The organism is Altererythrobacter litoralis, from assembly GCF_036324225.1.
Classification (GTDB): domain Bacteria; phylum Pseudomonadota; class Alphaproteobacteria; order Sphingomonadales; family Sphingomonadaceae; genus Erythrobacter; species Erythrobacter litoralis_A.
Genome location: NZ_JAZDQV010000002.1, coordinates 235366 through 256179 on the forward strand (window position 1 = coordinate 235366; position 20814 = coordinate 256179).

Genomic DNA, 20814 nt, shown 5'->3' on the forward strand with positions numbered 1-20814 from the left:
ACGAACGGCTTTTATGACTTCGAACAGACGTACCTTCGCGATCATCTCGCACCCCGACGCGGGCAAGACCACGCTGACCGAAAAGCTGCTGCTGCAAGGCGGCGCGATCCATCTTGCGGGCGAGGTCAAGGCACGCGGGCAGGCCCGCCGCGCACGCTCAGACTGGATGAAGATCGAGCAGCAGCGCGGCATCTCGGTGACCTCCAGCGTGATGACCTTCGAGAAAGAGTTCGAGACGGACTCCGGGCGCGAGACGATCACTTTCAACCTGCTCGACACGCCGGGGCACGAAGACTTCTCGGAAGACACCTATCGCACGCTGACTGCGGTCGATTCCGCCATCATGGTGATCGACGCGGCCAAGGGCATCGAGCCGCAGACGCGCAAGCTGTTCGAAGTCTGCCGTCTGCGCTCGGTCCCCATCATCACCTTCGTCAACAAGGTCGACCGCGAAGGTCGCGAATGCTTCGAGCTGCTCGACGAAGTGGCCGACATGTTGGCGCTCGACGTGTCGCCGCAGAGCTGGCCGGTCGGCATGGGTGGACGGTTCGAAGGCATACTCGACTTCGCCAGCGGTGCGATCAGCCGCCCCGAAGGCCCGTCGAAGGAATATCTCGGTACGCGCGACGAGAATGCCGCGATCCCGGATGAATTCGCCGAAGAGATCGAACTGGCGCAGGCAGGATATCCGGAGTTCGACCTTGAGGCCTATCGCAATGGCGATCTGACCCCGGTCTATTTCGGATCGGCGCTGAAGAATTTCGGCGTCAGCGAGCTGATCGATGCGATCGCGCGCTTTGCACCGCCGCCGCGGCCCCAGCCCGCCGGAGATGAGCAGATCCCGCCGACGCGCGATGAAGTGACCGGCTTCATCTTCAAGGTCCAGGCCAACATGGACCCCAACCACCGCGACCGGATCGCTTTCATGCGGATGGTCTCGGGCACGTTCAAACGCGGCATGAAGCTGACGCCTTCGGGCCTCGGCAAGCCGATCGCGGTCCATTCGCCGATCCTCTTCTTCGCGCAAGACCGCGAGCTGGCGGATACGGCCGAGGCGGGCGACATCATCGGCATTCCCAACCATGGCACGCTGCGGGTGGGCGATACGCTGAGCGAGAAGAACCAGCTCCGCTTCACCGGCCTGCCCAATTTCGCGCCGGAAATCCTGCGCCGCGTGGTGCTGAGGGATCCGACCAAGACCAAGCAGCTGCGCAAGGCGCTCGACGACCTTTCAGAAGAGGGCGTGATCCAGGTCTTCTACCCGGAGATCGGCGCGCAATGGATCGTCGGCGTGGTCGGGCAGCTCCAGCTCGAAGTGCTGATCAGCCGGCTTGAAGCCGAATATAAGGTCGAAGCCGTGCTCGAGGCATCGCCCTTCGCCACTGCGCGCTGGCTCAAGGGCGCGGATGCGGCGCTGAAGGGCTTTGCGGACTTCAACCGCGCAAATTTGGCGCGCGACCGCGACGGCGATCTCGTGTTCATGGCCAAGAGCCCATGGGACGTGAGCTATCAGGTCGAGAAGAACCCCGAGCTTACCTTCTCGGCGACCAAGGAACGGTAGGCTTGCAGGCCGCCCTGCTTCACGGCATGGATGCGGCATGAACGGCACCGGACCCACCAACCAGACCTTCATCTCGCAGCGGCTGCGGCTCAATTACGTCGACTGGGGCAATCGCGGCAAGCCGCCGCTGGTGCTGGTGCATGGCGGGCGCGACCATGCGCGAAGCTGGGACTGGACGGCCGAAGCGCTCTGCGCGGACTGGCATGTCGTCGCGATGGACCACCGTGGCCATGGCGACAGCGACTGGGTTTCGGACGGGAACTACCAGGCCAATGACATGGTGTATGACCTGGCGCAGTTCATACACCAGCTTGATGTCGGGCCGGTAACGATCGTCAGCCATTCGATGGGCGGCAATGTCGCCCTGCGCTATGCTGGCGTGTTCCCAGATATGGTCAGGAAGATCGTTGCGATCGAGGGGCTGGGGCCGAGCCCTGCGCGGCAGGAAGAGATGCGCGCCAGGCCCTATCCCGAACGTTTCGCAGAGTGGATCGGCAAGAAGCGTGCAGCTTCAGGCCGCATTCCTCGCAAATATGCTTCTATCGAAGACGCCTTCGCGCGCATGATCGAAGAGAATTCCTACCTCACCGAGGAACAGGCGCGGCATCTCACCATCCACGGCGTCAATCGCAATGAGGACGGCACCTTCAGTTGGAAGTTCGATCCGCATCTCAACATCTGGGGCGTCGAGGACATTGCTGACGAGTTTCTCCAGCAGACCTGGGACGCGATCACTTGCCCCACTCTGCTACTCTATGGCGCGGACAGTTGGGCTTCGAACCCGGAGAAGGACGGTCGCATCAAATATTTCAACAATGCCAAGGTGATCGAGTTCGAGAAGGCCGGGCACTGGCTCCATCATGACCAGTTCGACCGCTTCATGCAGACGCTGCGGGATTTCCTCTGATGGCGGATTTCTTCGATGCGCTGGAAGACAAGCATGTCGCGATGATCCGGCAGCAGCCCGTCTTCTTCGTCGCCACCGCGGCCTCGCACGGGCGCATCAATTTGAGCCCCAAGGGTTATGACGCCTTTCGCGTGCTGTCGCCCACACAGGTGGCCTATCTCGACCTGGGCGGCTCGGGCAATGAGACTCATGCGCATCTTGCGGCCGATGGGCGCATCACCATCATGTTCTGCAATTTCCAGCAGCCCGCGCTGATCCTGCGCATCTACGGGCGTGGGCGCGCGGTTTTGCCGCAGGACGATGAATGGAAAGCGCTGGCGGTGCATTTCACGCTGTTGCCCGGTACGCGGCAGATTTTCGTGATCGATGTGGAGAGCGTGCAGACGAGCTGTGGCTGGGGCGTCCCCTTCATGGAGTTCCAGGAAGAGCGGCAAACGCTGAAGAAGGCGCATGCGCAGTCCAACCCTGCTGAATGGGCGGCCAAGATGTCGCTCCGCATCAGCAGCATCGACGGGCTGCCGACTCGCGCGACCGATCGCTACATCGCGGGTGACTAGCGGGCGCGCCGGGTGGAGCTGACGTTCGCCAGCTACAATATCCATAAGGCTGTAGGCCTTGACGGACGCCGCGACCCGGACCGTATCATCACCGTATTGCGCGAGCTCGATGCCGATATCATCGCGCTACAGGAAGCCGACCGGCGCTTCGGCCAGCGCGCGGCTGTGCTGCCCCGTGCCATGCTCGACGACACGCATTGGCGGCCGCTTGCCGTGTCGGAGCGGCCGCGCAGCCTCGGCTGGCATGGGAATGCGCTGCTCGTGCGGCGCGACATTCATTGCACCCTGTCCGAAGCGCTGCACCTCCCCACGCTTGAGCCGCGCGGCGCAGTGATGGGCGAGCTGGAGCTCGAAGGCCGGCCGCTCCGCATACTCGGCGCGCATCTCGACATCTCGGGCATCAGGCGGCGCGATCAGGTGCATGCCATGCTTGGCCATTGTGCCGCGCGCCCGCGCCTCCCGACGGTGATCATGGGCGATTTCAACCAGTGGGGCAGGCTGACCGGCGCGATGCGCGCCTTCGGGGTCGCCTGGCAGCAGATCACCCCCGGGGCGAGCTATCCTGCGCGCCGCCCGATCGCGCCGCTCGACCGGATCGTGACCACGCCTGACTGGGACTATGTCGCCAGCGGGGTGCACCACAGCGCGATGGCGGCTCAGGCATCGGACCACCTGCCTGTATGGGCCCGCCTGACATTGCCTAAAAAATAATCGAGAGATTAATAATTAGGCAATAGATCCTATCCTGCCTGAATGAGCGGCAGGCTTTTGGAACCTCCTCCGCTACGGATTCCTGACAGTTAGCCGAGTTGGCACGGCTTTTGCTGCACCTGCACAGCCGGGAAGCGCCCGGTAAGCAGTAGGGGGCAGAGATGAAGTTCATCATCGCCGTAATCAAACCGTTCAAGCTCGATGAGGTCCGCGAAGCGCTGGGCAACATCGGCGTCGCCGGCATGACCGTGTCCGAGGTGAAAGGCTTCGGCCGCCAAAAGGGCCAGACCGAAATTTACCGCGGGGCCGAATATTCGACCAATATGCTGCCGAAAGTGAAGATCGAAATTGCCGCGAGCGACGACATCGCCGCGCAAGTGGTCGAAACCATCCAGCAAACCGCCAGCACCGATGCCATCGGAGATGGCAAGATTTTCGTGCTCGACCTTGCTTCCGCCACCCGGATTCGCACCGGCGAAACCGGCGACACGGCGCTCTAGGCTCATGAGGGGTACCAACACAATGATCCGAACAATGCTCAAGGGCGCCGGTGCAATCGGGGCGACGATGTTTGTCGCGACCGCTGCCATGGCGCAGGAGGTGGCCGAAGTGGTCGCCGAAGTCGCAACCGAAGCAGCGGCAGCTGTTCCCAATCCCGGCAACAACGCATGGATGATGACCTCGACCCTGCTGGTCCTGCTCATGATCCTGCCGGGCCTCGCGCTGTTCTACGGCGGCCTGACCCGTTCGAAGAATATGCTTTCGACCATGACTCAAGTCGGTGCAACCGCTGCGCTGGCCATGATCGTCTGGGTGATCTGGGGTTATTCGACTGCCTTCGGTCCGGAAGGCAACGCGTTCTACAGCTGGGGCAATCTGTTCCTGACTGCTTCAACCTATGAAAGCACCGCTGCCACCTTCTCCGACGAAGTGATCAGCGAATATGTGTTCATCAGCTTTCAGATGACCTTCGCTGCGATCACCGCCGCGCTGATCCTCGGATCGACGGCTGAGCGCTTGAAGTTCAACGCATTGATGCTGTTCGTGCCCATCTGGCTGACGATCGTCTACTTCCCGATCGCGCATATGGTGTGGGCAGGTGGCGGCTATCTCTTCGAGAAAGGCGCGCTGGACTTCGCCGGTGGCACGGTGGTGCACATCAACGCCGGCGTATCGGGTCTCGTACTTGCTTATCTGCTGGGCAAGCGTCGCGGCTACCCGGCAGAGCCGATGCCGCCGCACAGCCTCACGCTGACCATGGTCGGCACCGGTCTGCTGTGGGTGGGTTGGTTCGGCTTCAATGCGGGCTCTGCTCTGGAAGCGGATGCTTTTGCAGGCCTTGCCATGATCAATACCTTCGTCGCTACCGCTTCTGCTGCGCTGACCTGGATGGTTATCGAGCGCCTGGCTGGGCACAAGGGCTCGGCCCTGGGCTTCTGTTCGGGTGTGATCGCCGGCCTGGTTGCGGTAACTCCGGCGGCAGGCAATAGCGGCCCCTTCGGCGCGATCCTGCTTGGCATCGTTTCGTCGGCCGTCTGCTACTTCGCCGTGGCCAAGATCAAGGCAAAGCTCGGATATGACGACTCGCTCGATGCGTTCGGCATCCACGGCGTAGGCGGTATCGTCGGCGCAATCGGTACGGCGGTGGTCTACCAGCCGTTCCTCGGAGGCCCGGGAGACGGTTCGACCGGCCTCGGTGAGCAGCTCTGGACTCAGACCCACGGTGTGCTGGTGACGATTGTTTGGGCCGGTATCGGCACATTGATCGCCGGCTACCTCGTCAAGCTCCTGATCGGCCTGCGGGTTGACGAAGAATCCGAAGTCAACGGCCTCGACATCTCCGAACACGGGGAGCGCGCCTACAACTAAGGGAGCGTCGCGCGAAAGGTGGGGCCCGGCCTTCGCCTTTCGCGACGTGACCAGCGAGAAATACCAAGTTTGGCGGGGGGCGGAACTTCTCTCCTCTCTCCCCTCCCCCCGCCTCACCACGTTCCTCCTGCGAACGTAAAGCCTATGAGGGCCGGAGCCAGCCGCTCCGGCCCCTTTTTTCTGTGTTGCAGCAGTGTGACACTGTGGCTTCATTGCAGGGATGCCTGCGACAATGGCCTTGCGCCGCCGCGGGCTTTCGATGATTCTCCTATCCATGGTGGTAATTCAGGGAGATAAGGCGATGAAAATCAGGAACCCCATGCGGGTTGCATACCGCTCGGTCCTTTTGTGTGGTGCGGCGGCAATGACTGCGGCGACCCCCGCAATGGCGCAGGATGCCAATGGTGACGGGGCGGAAGCTCCGCGGATCATCGTTACAGGTACGCGCCAGGCAGATCGTTCCGCTGCCGACACCGTCGCACCGGTCGATATCGTTTCGGGTGCAGAACTCAGCAACCAGGCCGACAATGACATCGGCAATGCGCTGCGCATCTCGGTGCCGTCGTTCAACGTCAGCACACAGCCGATTTCGGACGCGGCCACGCTGGTGCGCCCGGCCAATCTGCGCGGGCTTTCGCCCGACAACACGCTGGTTCTCGTCAACGGCAAGCGCATGCACCGCGCTTCGGTCATCGCATTCCTCGGCGGCGGCATTTCCGACGGCTCGCAGGGGCCGGACATCTCGGTGATCCCTTCGATCGCGATCAAGCAGCTCGAAGTGCTGCGCGACGGCGCATCGTCGCAATATGGTTCGGACGCGATCGCGGGCGTGCTCAACTTTATCCTGAAGGACAGTGCTGAAGGTGGCGAGATCTCGGGCAAGTGGGGCTCGACCTACGAAGGCGATGGCGACAATTACCAGATCGCCGCGAACATCGGCCTGCCCATCACTGACGCGGGCTTCCTTAATCTCAGCATGGAATATGGCGAATCCGATGCCACCGTCCGTTCGGTGCAGCGCGATGACGCCGCGGCACTGATCGCTGCTGGCAACACTGCGGTTGCCGATCCGGCGCAGATCTGGGGCCAGCCAAACGTCAACGACGATTTCAAGTTCTTCGCCAATTTCGGCCTCGACGTGACTGAGGACATCTCGATCTACGCATTCGGCAACTATGCCGAACGCAATGTCGACGGCGGCTTCTTCTTCCGCAACCCGACCAACCGCGGCGGGGTTTATGCCGGTCCGTTGGTCGATCCGGTGACGGGCGCCGCATCGACCGCAGCCAATGCCGTGCCATCGATCCTGGTCGGCGACATGTCGAACACAACTGCAGGCGATTGCCCGGCCGGCATTCCGCTGACCGCTGGCGGCGGGTTGCTGCCCGATCCGACGGTTCTCGCCGCGGTCCAGGCCAGCGCGAACTGCTTCTCCTTCGTTGAAATGTTCCCGGGCGGCTTTACTCCGCGCTTCGGCGGCGACATCGAGGACTACTCGATTGCGACCGGCGTAAAGGGGCAGCTGCTTGGCGGGCTCGATTTCGACCTGAGCTATCGCAACGGTCGCAACAAATCGACTTTCGCGATCCGCAACACGGTGAACGCATCGCTCGGCCCGAACACGCCGACCGAGTTCAACCCCGGCGGCTACGCACAGCACGAACAGGTCTTCAACCTCAACCTCGGCTACGAACTGCCGGTCGGCAGCGGCAGCGTGTACATTGCGGCCGGTGCGGAGCACCGCAACGAGAAGTTCACGATCACCGCAGGCGATCCTGAATCCTTCGAGCTTGGCCCGCTGGCCCAGCCTACGGCGGCCTATCCCTTCGGCCAGGGCTTCTCGACCAGCTCGAACGGCTTCCCCGGCTTTGCCGACAACAGCGCCGGTTCGTGGAAGGAAGACAACACCGCCGTCTATCTGGACGTCGAAGCCGATCTGATCGACGCACTCACGCTACAAGGTGCAGTCCGTTACGAAGACACCAAGAGCTTCGGCAACACCACCACATGGAAGGCCGGCGCACTGTACAGGGTCTCCGATGGGTTCCGCCTGCGCGGTACCTATTCGACTGGCTTCCACGTCCCGACGGCGGGCCAGGCGAATGTGATCAACGTCACCACGCAGTTCTCCAATGGCACACTGCAGGACGAAGGCACCTTCCCGCTCAACAGCCCGGCCGGCCTGATCGCTTCGGACTATATCGCGGATAGCGTTGCGAATGGCGGCCTCGGCCTTGCTCGTCCTACGCTTGGCCCGGAAAAGGCCGACAGCTTCACGCTCGGCATCGCGGGTGACGTGGGCGCGGTGAGCTTCACAATCGACTACTTCAACATCAAGCTGAAAGATCGCATCTCCCGTTCTTCGACGATCGATTTCCCGGCGGCGCTTTGCTACCTGGCAGATCGCGAAGGCGTGACGACCAGCTGCGCACCGGGCAACACTCCGCCGCCGGCGGAACTGCTGACCCAGCTTGATGCTGCAGGCGTGATCGACCGGGCCGATTTCACCGGCTTCGAAGATCTGGTTGCGTTCGCCTTCTTCAACAACGATTTCGACACCCGCACGCAGGGCATCGACTTCGTGGCGAACACGCGGTTCAACGTGACCGAAAGTGGCGTGACCAAGGCGACTCTGGCGGTGAACTACACCAAGACAGACGTCACCAATCTGGGCGCGACCATTTCGAGCACACGTGCACGCCAGCTCGAGGAAGGCCTGCCCCGCTGGAAGGGTTTCCTCAACATCACGCATGAAGAAGGCCGCGTCCGCGGGCTGCTTCGCGCCAACTACTTCGGCAAGTACTTCGAGGCGCACCTCGAAGACGACACCCTGCCGATCAATGCCAAGGCCAAGCTGACGGTTGATGCCGAGCTGGGCTATGAAGTGATCGACGGGCTCGAAATTGCCGCTGGCGCGCAGAACCTGTTCGACACCTACCCCACGCTCAACCCGTGGGCAGGCATCGTCGGCGCCAAATATGGCGAACGCTCGCCGTTCGGCTTCAGCGGCGGCAGCTATTATGTGCGAGCACGCTTCCAGTTCTGATCGGGAGCAAACTCGGATAAGGGAGAGGGGCGGCCATCGGTCGCCCCTTTTCATTTGGAGTTGATCGATGCTTGAAGTCCGCGTGGCCACCCAGGAAGATGCTGCGGCGATCGCTGCGCTGATGGATCGCGCCATCGGCGAATTGCAGCAGGGCTTCCTTTCGCCTGAACAGATCGCTGCCTCGCGCGCCGGAATGGGGCTGGACCTGCAATTGATCGCAGACGGGACCTATTTTTGCGTCGAAGAAGCGGGGGAACTGGTCGGCTGCGGCGGCTGGTCGCGCCGTGCGACCCTCTATGGCGGCAACCATTCGGCCGGGCGCGACCCGCGCCTGCTCGATCCCGCCACCGAGCGTGCGCGCATCCGGGCGATGTACACACACCCCGATCACACGCGTAAGGGCATCGGCCGATTGATCCTCGAAACTGCCGAGGAAGCTGCGCGGAAGGAGGGCTTCCGCGAGCTCGAAATGGCTGCAACCATGTCGGGCAAGCCGCTTTACGAATCCTGCGGCTACCAGGTCGAAAGCGAATGGTTCGACGAGAACGGCGCCGTGCCGGTGCCGCTCGCTACGATGTGGAAGCGGATTGCCTAGGCTCTAGCCGCTCGCGGCCTTTACGAAATCGGCGCAGCGCTCGCCGATCATGATGCTCGGCGCGTTGGTGTTGCCGCTCACCAGCCGGGGCATGATCGAGGCATCGGCGATCCACAGGCCTTCGATCCCGTGTGCCTTGAGCGTCGTATCGACGACGCTCTCGGGATCGCTGCCCATCCGGCAGGTTCCTACCGGGTGGTAAACCGTATCCGCGCGGTTGCGGATCAACTCGTCGAGCTGCGCATCGTCGTTGAGGTCGATCGGATGGCGATCGACCGGCTGGTAATCGGATAGCGGCGGTGCATCGACAATCCGGTGAGACAGGCGCACGCCTGCGCGCATCACGGCCATGTCGCGCTCGTCATCGAGGAAGTTCGGGTCGATCCGCGGCGCATCGCCCGCGTTGGGCGAATTGAGCCGCACCGTTCCCCGGCTCTCCGGGCGCAGCACGCAGGCGTGGAGCGAAAAGCCATGGCCGTTCACTTTCTCGCGCCCGTGGTCTTCGAGCACTGCGGGCACGAAGTGCCACTGCACATCGGGGGCCGGGCTGTCGGGCATGACTTTCCAGAACCCGCCGCTCTCCGCAAAACAGGTGGTCATGATGCCAGTGCGCTGGCGGCGGTGCTCGATGATCGCCATGATCATCCGCCAGGTTCCGGCAAGCGAATTGCCGAAAGGCTCGGTCGACTGGGTCGCCCAGCCCGAAACGTAGTCGATATGATCCTGAAGGTCGCTGCCGACGGCAGGTTTGTCGAGCAGCACTTCGATGCCGTTCTGCTGCAGGTGCTCGCCGGGCCCGATGCCTGACAGCATGAGGATCTGCGGCGAATTGAACGCGCCGGCAGAGAGGATCACACCGCGCCGCGCTTTCACCACTTCGCGCTTGCCGCCGCGCTTGATTGCCACACCCGTGACGCGACCTTCCTCGATCACAAGCTTTTCGACCATCGATCCCGTGCGAATGTCGAGATTGGGCTTGCCGCGAAGCGGTTCGACATAGGCGCGCGCTGCAGACCAGCGTTCGCCATCCTTTTGCGTCACCTGGTAAAGTCCGAAGCCTTCCTGGCGCTCGCCATTGAAGTCAGCATTGCGTGGCAGCTGCAATTGCGCGGCGCTTTCGACAAAGGCCTTGCTGGTGGGGTTGGGCCATTTCTGGTCAGAGACGGACAGTGGGCCCTCCGCACCGTGGTAATCGTCGTCGCCCCGCACATTGCCTTCGCTGCGCTTGAAATAGGGCAGCACGTCGTCATAGCCCCAGCCGGTGCAGCCGAGCGCGGCCCAATTGTCGTAATCGAAACGGTTGCCGCGGATATAGACCATCGCGTTGATCGCCGAGGAGCCACCAAGCCCCCTGCCGCGCGGCTGGTAGCCGATCCGGCCGTTCAGCCCCTTTTGCGGAATCGTCTCATAGCGGTAGTTCGCATTCTTGAGCAGGAAAGGCATGAAGCCCGGCGTCTTCACCAGGAAGTTGTTGTTCCGGCCCCCCGCTTCGAGCAGGCACACGCTGGTGGTGCCGTCTTCAGCCAGCCGCCCGGTCACTGCGCTCCCCGCGCTGCCGCCGCCGATCACGATATAATCGAAAGTATCCATCATCTCTCCTCTTGAAGGAGAGTGTTAGGCAGGCTCGCCCTGTCCCGCAATCGGGTTTTGATTGGCCACTGGAATTTCAGCTAGCGATGCCTCTTCCCGGCCAGCCAGCCAACGCGCGCGGATCATGTCGGATGTTTCGCGGCTGCCGTCATGCGTCCAACCGGGTTCGCGCAGGAGATAGCCCAGCTTGCTGCCCCAGGGCGCGCGCCACATATCCTGCACGATGCCGATCCACTCATGGAACACCGCCCAGAGCAGGTTAAAACTGCCGAGCTGTTTGATGATCCCGTAGCGAATCTTTTCCTCGTCGCTCTCGGACTCGAACGTGCCGAACATCTTGTCCCACACGATGAACACGCCGGCATAGTTGCGATCGAGATAGCGCGGGTTGGTGGCGTGGTGCACGCGGTGGTGGCTCGGCGTGTTCATCACCGCTTCGAACCAGCGCGGCATCCGGTCGATCGCTTCGGTGTGGATCCAGAACTGGTAGATCAGGTTGAACCCGCCGCAGATCGCGATCATGACCGGGTGGAAACCGAGCAGGACCAGCGGCAGCGCGAACAGGAAACCGAAGGTCAACGGATTGGTCCAGGTTTGCCTGAGCGCGGTCGACAAGTTGTAATGCTGGCTCGAATGGTGGTTGACATGCGCCGCCCACATCCAGCGAATGCGATGCCCGGCGCGATGGACCCAGTAATATTTGAGGTCATCGAGCACGAAGCACAGCGCCCAGGCCCACCAGGCCCAGCCGATGTCGAATAGGCGGAATTGCCAGGTCCACAGGAACAGCAGGAAAAAGAAGCCGCCGGTCAAAAGGCCCGAAACGGTGCTGCCGAGGCCGAAGGCGAGGCTGACCAGAGTATCGCGCGCTTCATAGGCTTCGCGCCGGCGAAAGCGCGCCCAGATCATCTCGATCAGGACCAAGGCCACGAAGCCGGGAACAGCGTAATCGACGGGCGAAAAATCAGGCATGTCGGGTGCTTCCTAAGGCATTTACGACCTCGGCCCAAGCCGCTGCATCGTCAATGTCCAGGCTGACCTTGCCGTAGCGCCGCTCGCCGCTGTCGATTTCGAGGGCGGTGGGGCTGTTCAGCCGAGCCCGTGCCGTGGCCGCCAGCAAGCGGCCCGCGAAGAAGTTGCCATGCGGCTTCAGCACCAGCACTCGCCCGGCGGCGTCGCGCAGGATCGCGCCGCGCCCTTCGCGGTCGCGCGAAATCGCCACTGGCCTGAAACCCTCAACCGCTTCGCCAGCCGCGCGCCGCACGTCATCGTCTTGCAGGAGTTTGGGCTCGCCTCCCAGCTTCAGCGCGCGCGCAATCCCAGCCAGGGCAAGTATGGCGACCAACGATCCTGCGAACTGGAGCAATTGTGGCGACACATTCATCGATTTGCGCATTGGCACGGCGCGCGGATTGCGGCAAGCGCAACGCATCTAGGGGAGATTCGATGAAGTCATTTGCCAGCCTGATCGCCATTGCCGCCTTTGCAGCCAGCCCGCTGGCAGCTCAGGGCGTCGATCCCGCCGCCGAAGTCGCAGCCCAGCAAGAGCGTACCGCACGTATCGCCCATCAGCTGTGGGACTGGGCAGAAGTCGGCTTTCTCGAAGAGCGCTCGAGCGCGCTGATGATGGAGGAGCTTACTTCGGAGGGCTTCCGGATCGAATCGGGTGTCGCCGAAATTCCCACCGCTTTCGTCGCCGAATGGGGCAAGGGTGGACCGGTGATAGCGATCCTGGCCGAAATGGACGCGCTGCCGGGCATCAACCAGTCGTCATCCTCAACCCGCGATCCGGTCGAAGGCAAGGGTGCGGGCCATGCCTGCGGCCACAATCTGTTCGGCGCGGGCTCGCTCACGGCGGCCATCGCCGTGAAGAACTGGCTCGAAGCGACCGGCACGCCGGGCCGCATCCGGCTTTATGGCACACCCGCCGAGGAAGGCGGCTCGGGCAAGGTCTACATGACCCGCGCCGGTCTGTTCGACGATGTCGATATTGCGATCCACTGGCACGCCGATGACGAGAACAGCGCTGCCGCGCGGACCAGCCTTGCGAATCGATCGGCCAAGTTCCGCTTCACCGGGATCTCGGCGCATGCCGCCGGTGCACCCGAGCGTGGCCGCTCGGCGCTCGACGGGGTCGAAGCGATGAACATGATGGCGAACATGATGCACGAGCACATGCCGCAACAGGCGCGGATGCATTATGTCATCACTTCCGGCGGCAACGCTCCCAATGTGGTGCCCGACTTTGCCGAATCCTTCTATTACGTCCGTCATCCGACCCCGGAAGGCGTCGAGGAAATCTGGGCGCGGCTGGAAGATGCCGCACGCGGTGCTGCGCTTGGCACCGGCACCAAGGTCGAATGGGAAGTGATCCACGGCAACAACCCGCTGCTGGTGAACGAGGCGCTGGCCAAGGTGATGGATGCGAAGCTGCGACAGGTTGGCGGCGTCATCTACACCCAGGAAGAGCGCGAATGGGCGGCCGAGATCCAGAAGTCGTTTGGCAATGCTGCCAAGCCGCTCGACAGTGCAGCGGAGATCCAGCCCTATTCGAAGAGCCTCGGTTATGGCTCTACCGATGTGGGCGACGTGTCCTGGGCGACGCCGACTGTCGGCGTGAGGACTGCCACCTGGGTCCCGGGCACCACTGCGCATAGTTGGCAGGCGGTGGCGGCGAGCGGCAACTCAATCGGGCACAAGGGCGCGCAGGTTGCCGCAAAGGCCATGGCATTGATGGCAGTCGAGTTGTTCACCAATCCGGAGCTGCGCGCGGCAGCGAAGGCCGAATTCGACGCTTCGCGCGGGCCCGATTACCAGTATCGCTCGCTGCTGGGCGATCGCGCGCCAGCGCTCGACTATCGCAAGTAGGCATCGCCAGGCTTCGACTTCGCGCATCAGATGGAAGGTTTGCGAGGGCGTGAGACAAATATTCGAATGCGAAAATGTCACATTTATGCGCCTAAGATGCGGCAGGCGTTAAATCATTCGCGTCTCACGCCTTTGTGCGCTATATTGGTACTAGAGACGGGGGTTCGGCATTATGCCGCAATGCCTGCTGCGCCGGTTGCTTTTGTCCGTCCATAGCAACGGCGCCAGGATATTCGGGCGGAGTTACAAGGTACTTAGTAGGTTATGGGTTACGACAGAGGGCGCCGCCGGGGCCGGGACAAGCGCGATGGATTCGGCGAAGACGGCTTCGATCCTTTCGGCGGCGGCGATAGCTTCGCTCCGCGCGACAATTTCGGACAACAGGATCGCTTTGGCGGCGGCGGACGTGGCGGCGGTGGCGGGGACCGGTTCGGTGGCGGCGGAGGCCGTGGGCCTGGCGGCGGTGGTGGCGGCGGTTTCAGCCGCATGCCCGCACAGGTCATTGGCACCGGCAAGGGCGTGGTGAAGTTCTTCAACAGCCAGAAGGGCTTCGGCTTCATCCAGCAGGAAACTGGCGGGGAAGACATCTTCGTCCACATCAGTGCTGTCGAGCGCGCCGGCCTTGAAGGGCTTGCCGAAGGGCAGGAACTGGAGTTCAACCTGGTTGATCGCGGCGGGAAAGTTTCTGCCCAGGACCTGCAGATCGTCGGCGACATCGTTCCCGTGGCGCAGCGTTCGGCGCCTGCATCGGCACCGCAACGCGAACTCACCGGTGAGAAGGCGACCGGCACGGTCAAGTTCTTCAACTCGATGAAGGGTTTTGGTTTCCTCGTCCGTGACGACGGCCAGCCCGATGCGTTCGTTCACATCAGCGCAGTCGAACGTTCGGGTCTTTCGGGGCTCAACGAAGGCGAGCGCTATGAGTTCGACCTCGAAGTCGATCGACGAGGCAAGCACTCGGCGGTCAACCTCGTTCCCGTCCAGGGTTGATCACCTTACTGGCCCGGTCGTTTGACCGACCCGGTGCCAGCATCTAAACGACGCGGAGATGGCGGTCCTGATGGGCCGCCATTTCTCGTTTATCCGATTCGAAAATTGCCAGAGGTCCCGAAATGTCGATCACTCCCTTGATGCCCGTCTATCCGCGTTGTGGCGTCCGGCCGGTGCGCGGTGAGCATTGCCACCTGATCGATGAGGACGGGACGCGATATCTCGATTTCGCCAGCGGGATTGCGGTGAACCTTTTGGGCCATTCGCACGAAGGCCTGATCGGCGCGATCCAGCGCCAGGCCGAAACGCTGATGCATGTCTCGAACCTCTATGGCAGCCCGCAAGGCGAAGTGCTGGCGCAGCGGCTGGTCGACAAGACCTTTGCCGACACGGTGTTCTTCACCAATTCGGGCGCCGAAGCGGTGGAATGCGCGATCAAGACCGCGCGCGCCTATCACCAGCATCAGGGCGACACGACGCGGTTCGAGCTGATCACCTTCGCCAATGCCTTCCACGGGCGCACGATGGCGACGATCAGCGCGTCGAACCAGGAGAAGATGCATCACGGCTTCTCGCCGCTGCTGGCCGGGTTCAAATATGCCGAGTTCGACAACCTCGAAAGCGCCAAGGCGCTGATGGGGCCGCACACGGCGGGTTTCCTTGTCGAGCCGATCCAGGGCGAAGGCGGGATCCGCCCGGCATCAGACAGCTTCATGAAGGGGCTGCGCGAACTGGCTGACCAGCATGACTTGATGCTGGTGCTCGACGAAGTGCAATGCGGCGTGGCGCGCACCGGCACTTTCTATGCCTATGAGCAATACGGGATCGAGCCCGACATCCTGGCGACTGCTAAGGGGATTGGCGGCGGCTTCCCGCTGGGCGCCTGCCTCGCCACCGAAAAGGCCGCGCGCGGCATGGGGCTCGGCACGCATGGCTCGACCTATGGCGGCAACCCGCTCGCGATGGCAGCTGGCATGGCGGTGATGGACGCTGTCGCCAACGATGAATTCCTCGCGCAAGTGCGCGACAAGGGAGAGCGGCTGCGCAGTCGCCTCGAGCAGTTCATCGGCAATTATCCGGACCTGTTCGAGCTGGTGCGTGGCAAGGGGCTGATGCTCGGCCTGAAGATGAAGGTCGAAAGCCGGCCCTTCTATGCCCATTTGCGTGACAACCACCAACTGCTGACGGTGGCCGCAGGTGACAACACGCTGCGCATCCTGCCGCCGCTGGTGGCGGACGACGCCGAGTTCGATGAGTTCTTCGAGAAGCTTTCGGCGGGGGCGGCAAGCTTCGAGCTGCCGCAGACAAGCTGATGGCCGACAAGCCGCTGGACCTGGCGCCGATGGTGCGCAGCTTTCTCGACCTCTCGGATGCAGGGGGCGATGCGCTCGCCGCGATGCTCGCCGATGCGATCGATCGCAAGGCGGCGCGGCAGGGTTGGCCCAAGGGGAAACCCGACGCGGACCAGCCGCTGGCCGGCCATGTGCTGGGGATGATCTTCGAGAAGAACTCGACCCGCACCAGGGTGAGCTTCGATGTCGCCATGCGCCAGCTGGGCGGATCGACGCTGGTGCTCGATTCCTCGTCAAGCCAGCTCGGTCGCGGCGAAAGCATTGCCGACACGGCGCGCGTGCTCAGCCGGATGGTCGACGTCATCATGCTGAGAACCGACGATCATGCCAAGGTCGAGGAAATGGCGCATTACGCCCATGTTCCGGTGATCAACGGCCTGACAGATCGTTCGCACCCGTGCCAGATCGTCGCTGATCTCCTGACCCTGATCGAGCATGGCAAGCCGCTGCCCGGGCTCGAACTGGCGTGGTTCGGCGATGGCAACAATGTGCTGCACTCGATCCTTGAGGCGGCGGGGCTGATGAAGTTTAACGTGCGCGTGGCGACACCTGCCGGTTATGATCCGGATCCCGAATTCGTCGAGATGACGCGCGCCGGCGGTGCCAATGTAACGCTCACCCGCGATGCCGCAGAGGCGGCGCAGGACGCGGACGTGCTTGTGACCGACACCTGGGTGTCGATGGGGCAGAAGCACACCCACAACAAGCTGGCGGCGATGGCGCCCTATCAGGTCAACGATGCTTTGATGGCGCATGCGAAACCCGATGCTCTCTTCCTGCATTGCCTTCCGGCGCATGTTGGCGAAGAGGTGACCGAAAGCGTGTTCGAAGGGCCGCGCTCGGTTGTGTTCGATGAGGCCGAAAACCGCATCCACGCACAGAAGTCGGTCCTCCTGTGGTGCCTTGGCAAACTCTAGCGGAATGAGCGACGGCATCTTCCGATTGCCGCCGCCATTCCCATATCACCGCGATGACTGACACTCCCGAGATATTCGCCGACCGCTTGCTAGGCTTCAGCCTGCCCTGCCGTGATGCCCGTGGGCGCGCGGTGCGGCTTGACGCTGTGCTCGACGAGATATTGGGCGCGCATGACTATCCGGCTCCGGTAACGCACTTGCTTGCCGAAGCGCTGGTCCTCGCCGCGCTAATGGGTGCCCTGCTCAAGGAAGAGGGGGCGCAGCTGACCATGCAGGCGCAAACGCAGGATGGGCCGGTTCGCCTGCTGGTCTGCGACTATCGCGGCGGCGAGATGCGCGGCTATGCCGATTTCGATCGCGACCGGCTGGCGCAGCTTGGCGCCAATCCTTCCTTGCCTTCGCTGTTCGGGCAGGGCTTCCTGGCCATCACCTTCGAAACCGGGAATCGCCAGCGCTATCAGGGCATCGTGCCGCTTGAGGGGCATTCGCTCGCGGCGGCGTGTGAGACCTACTTCTTCCAGTCAGAGCAAATACCCACGCTGCTGAAGGTCGGGATTCGTGCACAGGGCCAGTCCTGCGTCGCGGGCGGGGTGCTGTTGCAGCACTTGCCGCAGGGCGAGGTGGGCCGCGAACGGCTCCATGCGCGGTTCGACCATCCCGATTGGGAGCATGTTGCCGTGCTCGCGGGATCGCTCAGCCATGACGAACTGGTCGACGGCGGCCTTTCGATGGAGGCACTGGTGTGGCGCCTGTTCCATGAGGAAAGCGAGATCAGGGTCGATCCGGGTGCTGCGCTGACCAAGGGCTGTCGATGCACCGTGGCGCATTACAAGGACGTGCTCGCTCGGTTTCCGGAAGATGAGCGCGACGCCATGCGCAACAACGCCGGCGACATTGTGGTCGACTGCGCGTTCTGCTCTCGCGAGTTCATTGTCGATATTTGAAACGTTTCGTCGCTATTCGGCAACGGTTTATCGCGCAGATGCCATGGCGTACAAGCTCGCGCAGCATAGGTATGGCTTGAAAGGCAAGATGGTGTTTGGACGCAAGGCAGGATTGGTTGGCGGTCTCGTGACGCTCGCGATGGCGGGTGCTGCGCTGGTCATGCCTGCCCATGCCCAGTCCAATGCGCTCGCCATGCTTGGCGGGCTGAGCAAGGGCGAGTGGACGATCCGTTTCCGCGACGGTTCGCCCAGCCGCAAGATCTGCGTTCGCAGTGGCGACGAGCTGATCCAGCTTCAGCATGATGATCGCAATTGCAGCCGGTTTGTCGTCGAGGATGGAGCGACCGAGGTAACCGTGCAGTACACCTGCCGCGGCAATGGCTATGGCCGTACCAACATCCGCCGGGAAACGGCGACGCTGGTGCAGATCGAGAGCCAGGGTATCGCCAACGGTTTGCCGTTCCAGTTCCTCGCCGAAGCGCGCCAGACAGGAAGCTGCAAATAGTCGCCAATTGAAGAGCGGTTCTGATTGCATCGGTCGGGGTAGCCGCTAAGCCAGCCTGATGCCTGTCGACGCAATTACCTCAAAAGGGCCTGCAGTTGTCCTGCTGTCGGGCGGTCTCGATTCGATGGTGACGGCTGCGATCGCGATTGAACGCGGCCATGCGCTTCATGCACTGACGATCGACTATGGCCAGCGGCACAGGCGCGAACTCGAAGCGGCAAGAGCGATAGCCAAGCGTCTTGGCGCCGAGCGGCACGTGGAGCTGGGGCTGGACTTGAGGGCGTTTGGGGGTTCGGCACTGACCGATGATATCGACGTGCCCAAGACGGGTGTCGAGGATTCGATTCCGGTAACCTACGTCCCGGCGAGGAATCTGGTGTTCCTGTCGCTGACGGTTGCTGCAGCCGAAGCTGCCCATGCGCGCGACGTTTTCATCGGTGTGAATGCCTTGGACTATTCCGGCTATCCAGATTGTCGGCCCGAGTTCATCGCCAGCTTTGCCGAGACAGCGCGGCTGGGGACCAAGGCGGGGGTAGAGGGGCATCCGTTTCGGATCCACGCGCCGCTGCAGCACATGACCAAGGCGGATATCGCCCGCGAATGCGCGCGGCTGGGGCTCGATCCTTCGTGGAGCTGGTCTTGCTATGACCCGACCCCGGAAGGGCTGGCCTGCGGCCTGTGCGATTCCTGTCGATTGCGAAAAAAGGGTTTTGCCGAGGCCGGCGTTGAAGATAGCACGCGCTACGCGGCTGGAAGCACTGAAGAAAATAGGGGAGATGCATGAGCGAAGAGACCACGCAACAGGTTACACCTGAACAAGCGCCGCAGGGCGTGCCGGCTTACAGCTGGTATGCGCTCAGCGTCCTTGTGCTGGTCTATGTTCTGAACTTCATCGACCGCCAGATCCTCTCGATCCTCGCCAATGACATCAAGGCCGACCTCGGGGTCGATGACGCTTATCTCGGCTTCCTTTACGGCACGGCCTTCGCGATTTTCTACGCACTGTTCGGCATCCCGTTGGGCAAGCTGGCTGACAGCTGGAAGCGAGTTCGCCTGATGACGATCGGGCTCTCGCTCTGGTCTGCCATGACGGCGTTCTCGGGCTTCGCACGCGATGCGACGACACTCACAGTTGCGCGGATCGGCGTCGGCGTGGGCGAGGCGACCGCCAGCCCTTCGGCCTATTCGCTCATTTCGGACTGGTTCCCTGCCCGCCTTCGCGCGACCGCTTTGGCGATCTACAGCTCTGGCCTCTATATCGGCGGCGGCGTGTCGCTGCTGATCGGCGGGCTGATCGTAGATCAATGGAACGCGGCCTACCCCGATGGTGGCCCGCTGGGCCTCGCGGGATGGCAGGCGGCGTTCATTGCAGTGGGCTTGCCGGGGCTGTTGCTGGCACTGTGGGTGCTGACGCTGCGAGAGCCAGTGCGCGGCGTGATGGACGGCATCGAAACCCATGCCGATCCAGCGCCTTTCCGCGGCTTTGTTACCGAGTTACTGACGGTGATCCCGCCGTTCACGATCATCGGTGCGGCCCGTAGGGGTATGGGGGCGTTGGTCCTAAACCTGCTCGTTCTTGCCGGGGCACTCGCCATGGCGGTCCTTCTCACGAGCTGGCTTGATTCGGGGAACGGCATGATTGTCGAGGCGATTACCGATCAGTGGCTGCTGCTCGCGATCGGCTACTACGCGGTGTTCTGCTGGGCGACGGCGCTCCGTAGCCGCGATCTGCCGACCTTCCGCCTGACCTGGGGTTCGCCGGCCTTCCTGTGCACTATCCTTGGTTATGGCACGGTTGCCTTCATGGCCTATGCGAGCGCCTATTGGACCGCACCCTATGCCGAGCGCGTCTTCGATATCGACAAGGGGAGCCTGGGCTTCTGGATTGGTGGCCCCAGTGCTGTGGCGGGCTTTCTTGGGGTAACGCTGGGTGGCCGCGTGGCGGACTTGCTGTTCGAACGCGATCCCGCGGGCCGTCTCTACGTGCTTATGTTCGGCCTGCTGGCTCCGGTTCCCGTTGCCTATTGGCTCTTCACGACCGACGACATGACGCTGTTCTTCATCCTTGCCTTCGTAGCACAATTGCTGACCGCTTCTGCGCTTGGAGCAGCTGCGGCGACCAGTCAGTCGCTGGTGCTTCCACGCATGCGCGGCGTCGCAACAGCTACCTTCTTCCTGGCCACGACGCTGGTCGGGCTGGCATTGGGGCCCTATCTCGCCGGCTATGTCTCCTCGATCAATGACGGCGATCTTTCAAAGGGAGTGATCGCAACCCTGTGGATCACACCGATCGGTTTCGCGCTCATCCTCGCAGCCATCCGCCTTGTGCCTGCAGCGAGCGAGAGCCTGCTTGCCCGGGCCAAGGCTGCAGGCGAAACGCGCGTTTAGTTCGTACCAGTCGC

At 62.6% G+C, this 20814-nt stretch carries 19 protein-coding genes; 16 read left to right on the forward strand and 3 right to left on the reverse strand.

The genetic code is table 11. From position 1 onward, the window contains the following. Nucleotides 1-13: 13 nt before the first annotated feature. The 8 genes from VRS74_RS03035 to VRS74_RS03070 all read left to right on the forward strand — a co-directional run bounded on the left by VRS74_RS03035 (nucleotide 14) and on the right by VRS74_RS03070 (nucleotide 9246). Entirely contained in the window at nucleotides 14-1561 is a 1548-nt protein-coding gene (locus tag VRS74_RS03035; RefSeq protein WP_354143766.1) for a peptide chain release factor 3, read from the forward strand. Between the two features lie 37 nt (nucleotides 1562-1598). Then, on the forward strand, nucleotides 1599-2468 hold the full coding sequence (locus VRS74_RS03040) for an alpha/beta fold hydrolase (RefSeq protein ID WP_354143767.1): 870 nt from the start codon (nucleotides 1599-1601) through the stop codon (nucleotides 2466-2468). After that, a complete protein-coding gene (locus VRS74_RS03045) occupies nucleotides 2468-3025 on the forward strand; it encodes a pyridoxamine 5'-phosphate oxidase family protein (RefSeq protein WP_354143768.1) in 558 nt (185 codons plus the stop codon). The genes VRS74_RS03040 and VRS74_RS03045 overlap by 1 nt, the downstream gene beginning before the upstream one ends. 12 nt (nucleotides 3026-3037) lie before the next feature. Further along, nucleotides 3038-3736: an endonuclease/exonuclease/phosphatase family protein gene (locus VRS74_RS03050; protein ID WP_354143769.1), complete on the forward strand. Its 699-nt coding sequence runs from the start codon at nucleotides 3038-3040 to the stop codon at nucleotides 3734-3736. A 161-nt stretch (nucleotides 3737-3897) separates the two neighbouring features. After that, nucleotides 3898-4236: a P-II family nitrogen regulator gene (locus VRS74_RS03055; RefSeq protein WP_354143770.1), complete on the forward strand. Its 339-nt coding sequence runs from the start codon at nucleotides 3898-3900 to the stop codon at nucleotides 4234-4236. Nucleotides 4237-4258: 22 nt separating this feature from the next. After that, the gene (locus VRS74_RS03060) at nucleotides 4259-5605 is read left to right on the forward strand and encodes an ammonium transporter (protein ID WP_354143771.1); all 1347 of its coding nucleotides are present in this window, start codon (nucleotides 4259-4261) and stop codon (nucleotides 5603-5605) included. A gap of 364 nt (nucleotides 5606-5969) precedes the next feature. Continuing rightward, complete coding sequence (locus tag VRS74_RS03065) at nucleotides 5970-8651, forward strand: TonB-dependent receptor plug domain-containing protein (RefSeq protein WP_354143772.1); 2682 nt, start codon at nucleotides 5970-5972, stop codon at nucleotides 8649-8651. Nucleotides 8652-8718: 67 nt separating this feature from the next. Beyond that, a complete protein-coding gene (locus tag VRS74_RS03070) occupies nucleotides 8719-9246 on the forward strand; it encodes a GNAT family N-acetyltransferase (RefSeq protein ID WP_354143773.1) in 528 nt (175 codons plus the stop codon). 3 nt (nucleotides 9247-9249) lie between these two features. Here the strand turns inward: VRS74_RS03070 and VRS74_RS03075 are convergent, their stop codons facing one another. From VRS74_RS03075 to VRS74_RS03085, 3 genes are read right to left on the reverse strand one after another with little or no spacing between them, the layout of a single operon-like run. Beyond that, nucleotides 9250-10836, reverse strand: coding sequence for a GMC family oxidoreductase (locus tag VRS74_RS03075; RefSeq protein WP_354143774.1), 1587 nt, complete (start codon nucleotides 10834-10836; stop codon nucleotides 9250-9252). 24 nt (nucleotides 10837-10860) lie between these two features. Beyond that, nucleotides 10861-11808: a sterol desaturase family protein gene (locus VRS74_RS03080; RefSeq protein WP_354143775.1), complete on the reverse strand. Its 948-nt coding sequence runs from the start codon at nucleotides 11806-11808 to the stop codon at nucleotides 10861-10863. Next, nucleotides 11801-12220: a hypothetical protein gene (locus tag VRS74_RS03085; protein WP_354143776.1), complete on the reverse strand. Its 420-nt coding sequence runs from the start codon at nucleotides 12218-12220 to the stop codon at nucleotides 11801-11803. Before VRS74_RS03085 ends, VRS74_RS03080 begins: the two co-directional genes overlap by 8 nt. A gap of 62 nt (nucleotides 12221-12282) precedes the next feature. Between VRS74_RS03085 and VRS74_RS03090 the strand changes: the two genes are divergently transcribed. From VRS74_RS03090 to VRS74_RS03125, 8 genes are all read left to right on the forward strand, one after another. Further along, nucleotides 12283-13704: an amidohydrolase gene (locus VRS74_RS03090; protein WP_354143777.1), complete on the forward strand. Its 1422-nt coding sequence runs from the start codon at nucleotides 12283-12285 to the stop codon at nucleotides 13702-13704. A gap of 264 nt (nucleotides 13705-13968) precedes the next feature. Then, a complete protein-coding gene (locus tag VRS74_RS03095) occupies nucleotides 13969-14694 on the forward strand; it encodes a cold-shock protein (RefSeq protein WP_354143778.1) in 726 nt (241 codons plus the stop codon). 122 nt (nucleotides 14695-14816) lie between these two features. Continuing rightward, the gene (locus VRS74_RS03100) at nucleotides 14817-16007 is read left to right on the forward strand and encodes an aspartate aminotransferase family protein (protein WP_354143779.1); all 1191 of its coding nucleotides are present in this window, start codon (nucleotides 14817-14819) and stop codon (nucleotides 16005-16007) included. A 29-nt stretch (nucleotides 16008-16036) separates the two neighbouring features. Next, entirely contained in the window at nucleotides 16037-16963 is a 927-nt protein-coding gene (argF, locus tag VRS74_RS03105) for an ornithine carbamoyltransferase (protein ID WP_354143883.1), read from the forward strand. 53 nt (nucleotides 16964-17016) lie between these two features. Beyond that, nucleotides 17017-17907: an Hsp33 family molecular chaperone HslO gene (hslO, locus tag VRS74_RS03110; RefSeq protein WP_354143780.1), complete on the forward strand. Its 891-nt coding sequence runs from the start codon at nucleotides 17017-17019 to the stop codon at nucleotides 17905-17907. Between the two features lie 43 nt (nucleotides 17908-17950). Then, entirely contained in the window at nucleotides 17951-18412 is a 462-nt protein-coding gene (locus VRS74_RS03115; RefSeq protein ID WP_354143781.1) for a hypothetical protein, read from the forward strand. A gap of 58 nt (nucleotides 18413-18470) precedes the next feature. After that, a complete protein-coding gene (gene queC / locus VRS74_RS03120; protein ID WP_354143782.1) occupies nucleotides 18471-19196 on the forward strand; it encodes a 7-cyano-7-deazaguanine synthase QueC in 726 nt (241 codons plus the stop codon). Next, entirely contained in the window at nucleotides 19193-20800 is a 1608-nt protein-coding gene (locus VRS74_RS03125; protein WP_354143783.1) for an MFS transporter, read from the forward strand. The genes queC and VRS74_RS03125 overlap by 4 nt, the downstream gene beginning before the upstream one ends. Nucleotides 20801-20814 lie beyond the last annotated feature (14 nt).

Excerpts from the sequence above, each read along its gene's own strand:
- VRS74_RS03035 (WP_354143766.1), top strand. The coding sequence starts at position 14 with ATGACTTCGAACAGACGTACCTTCGCGATCATCTCGCACCCCGACGCG.
- VRS74_RS03040 (WP_354143767.1), top strand. The coding sequence starts at position 1,599 with ATGAACGGCACCGGACCCACCAACCAGACCTTCATCTCGCAGCGGCTG.
- VRS74_RS03045 (WP_354143768.1), top strand. The coding sequence starts at position 2,468 with ATGGCGGATTTCTTCGATGCGCTGGAAGACAAGCATGTCGCGATGATC.
- VRS74_RS03055 (WP_354143770.1), top strand. The coding sequence starts at position 3,898 with ATGAAGTTCATCATCGCCGTAATCAAACCGTTCAAGCTCGATGAGGTC.
- VRS74_RS03060 (WP_354143771.1), top strand. The coding sequence starts at position 4,259 with ATGATCCGAACAATGCTCAAGGGCGCCGGTGCAATCGGGGCGACGATG.
- VRS74_RS03065 (WP_354143772.1), top strand. The coding sequence starts at position 5,970 with ATGACTGCGGCGACCCCCGCAATGGCGCAGGATGCCAATGGTGACGGG.
- VRS74_RS03070 (WP_354143773.1), top strand. The coding sequence starts at position 8,719 with ATGCTTGAAGTCCGCGTGGCCACCCAGGAAGATGCTGCGGCGATCGCT.
- VRS74_RS03075 (WP_354143774.1), bottom strand. The coding sequence starts at position 10,836 with ATGGATACTTTCGATTATATCGTGATCGGCGGCGGCAGCGCGGGGAGC.
- VRS74_RS03080 (WP_354143775.1), bottom strand. The coding sequence starts at position 11,808 with ATGCCTGATTTTTCGCCCGTCGATTACGCTGTTCCCGGCTTCGTGGCC.
- VRS74_RS03085 (WP_354143776.1), bottom strand. The coding sequence starts at position 12,220 with ATGAATGTGTCGCCACAATTGCTCCAGTTCGCAGGATCGTTGGTCGCC.
- VRS74_RS03090 (WP_354143777.1), top strand. The coding sequence starts at position 12,283 with ATGAAGTCATTTGCCAGCCTGATCGCCATTGCCGCCTTTGCAGCCAGC.
- VRS74_RS03095 (WP_354143778.1), top strand. The coding sequence starts at position 13,969 with ATGGGTTACGACAGAGGGCGCCGCCGGGGCCGGGACAAGCGCGATGGA.
- VRS74_RS03100 (WP_354143779.1), top strand. The coding sequence starts at position 14,817 with ATGTCGATCACTCCCTTGATGCCCGTCTATCCGCGTTGTGGCGTCCGG.
- argF (WP_354143883.1), top strand. The coding sequence starts at position 16,037 with ATGGTGCGCAGCTTTCTCGACCTCTCGGATGCAGGGGGCGATGCGCTC.
- hslO (WP_354143780.1), top strand. The coding sequence starts at position 17,017 with ATGACTGACACTCCCGAGATATTCGCCGACCGCTTGCTAGGCTTCAGC.
- VRS74_RS03115 (WP_354143781.1), top strand. The coding sequence starts at position 17,951 with ATGGCGTACAAGCTCGCGCAGCATAGGTATGGCTTGAAAGGCAAGATG.
- queC (WP_354143782.1), top strand. The coding sequence starts at position 18,471 with ATGCCTGTCGACGCAATTACCTCAAAAGGGCCTGCAGTTGTCCTGCTG.
- VRS74_RS03125 (WP_354143783.1), top strand. The coding sequence starts at position 19,193 with ATGAGCGAAGAGACCACGCAACAGGTTACACCTGAACAAGCGCCGCAG.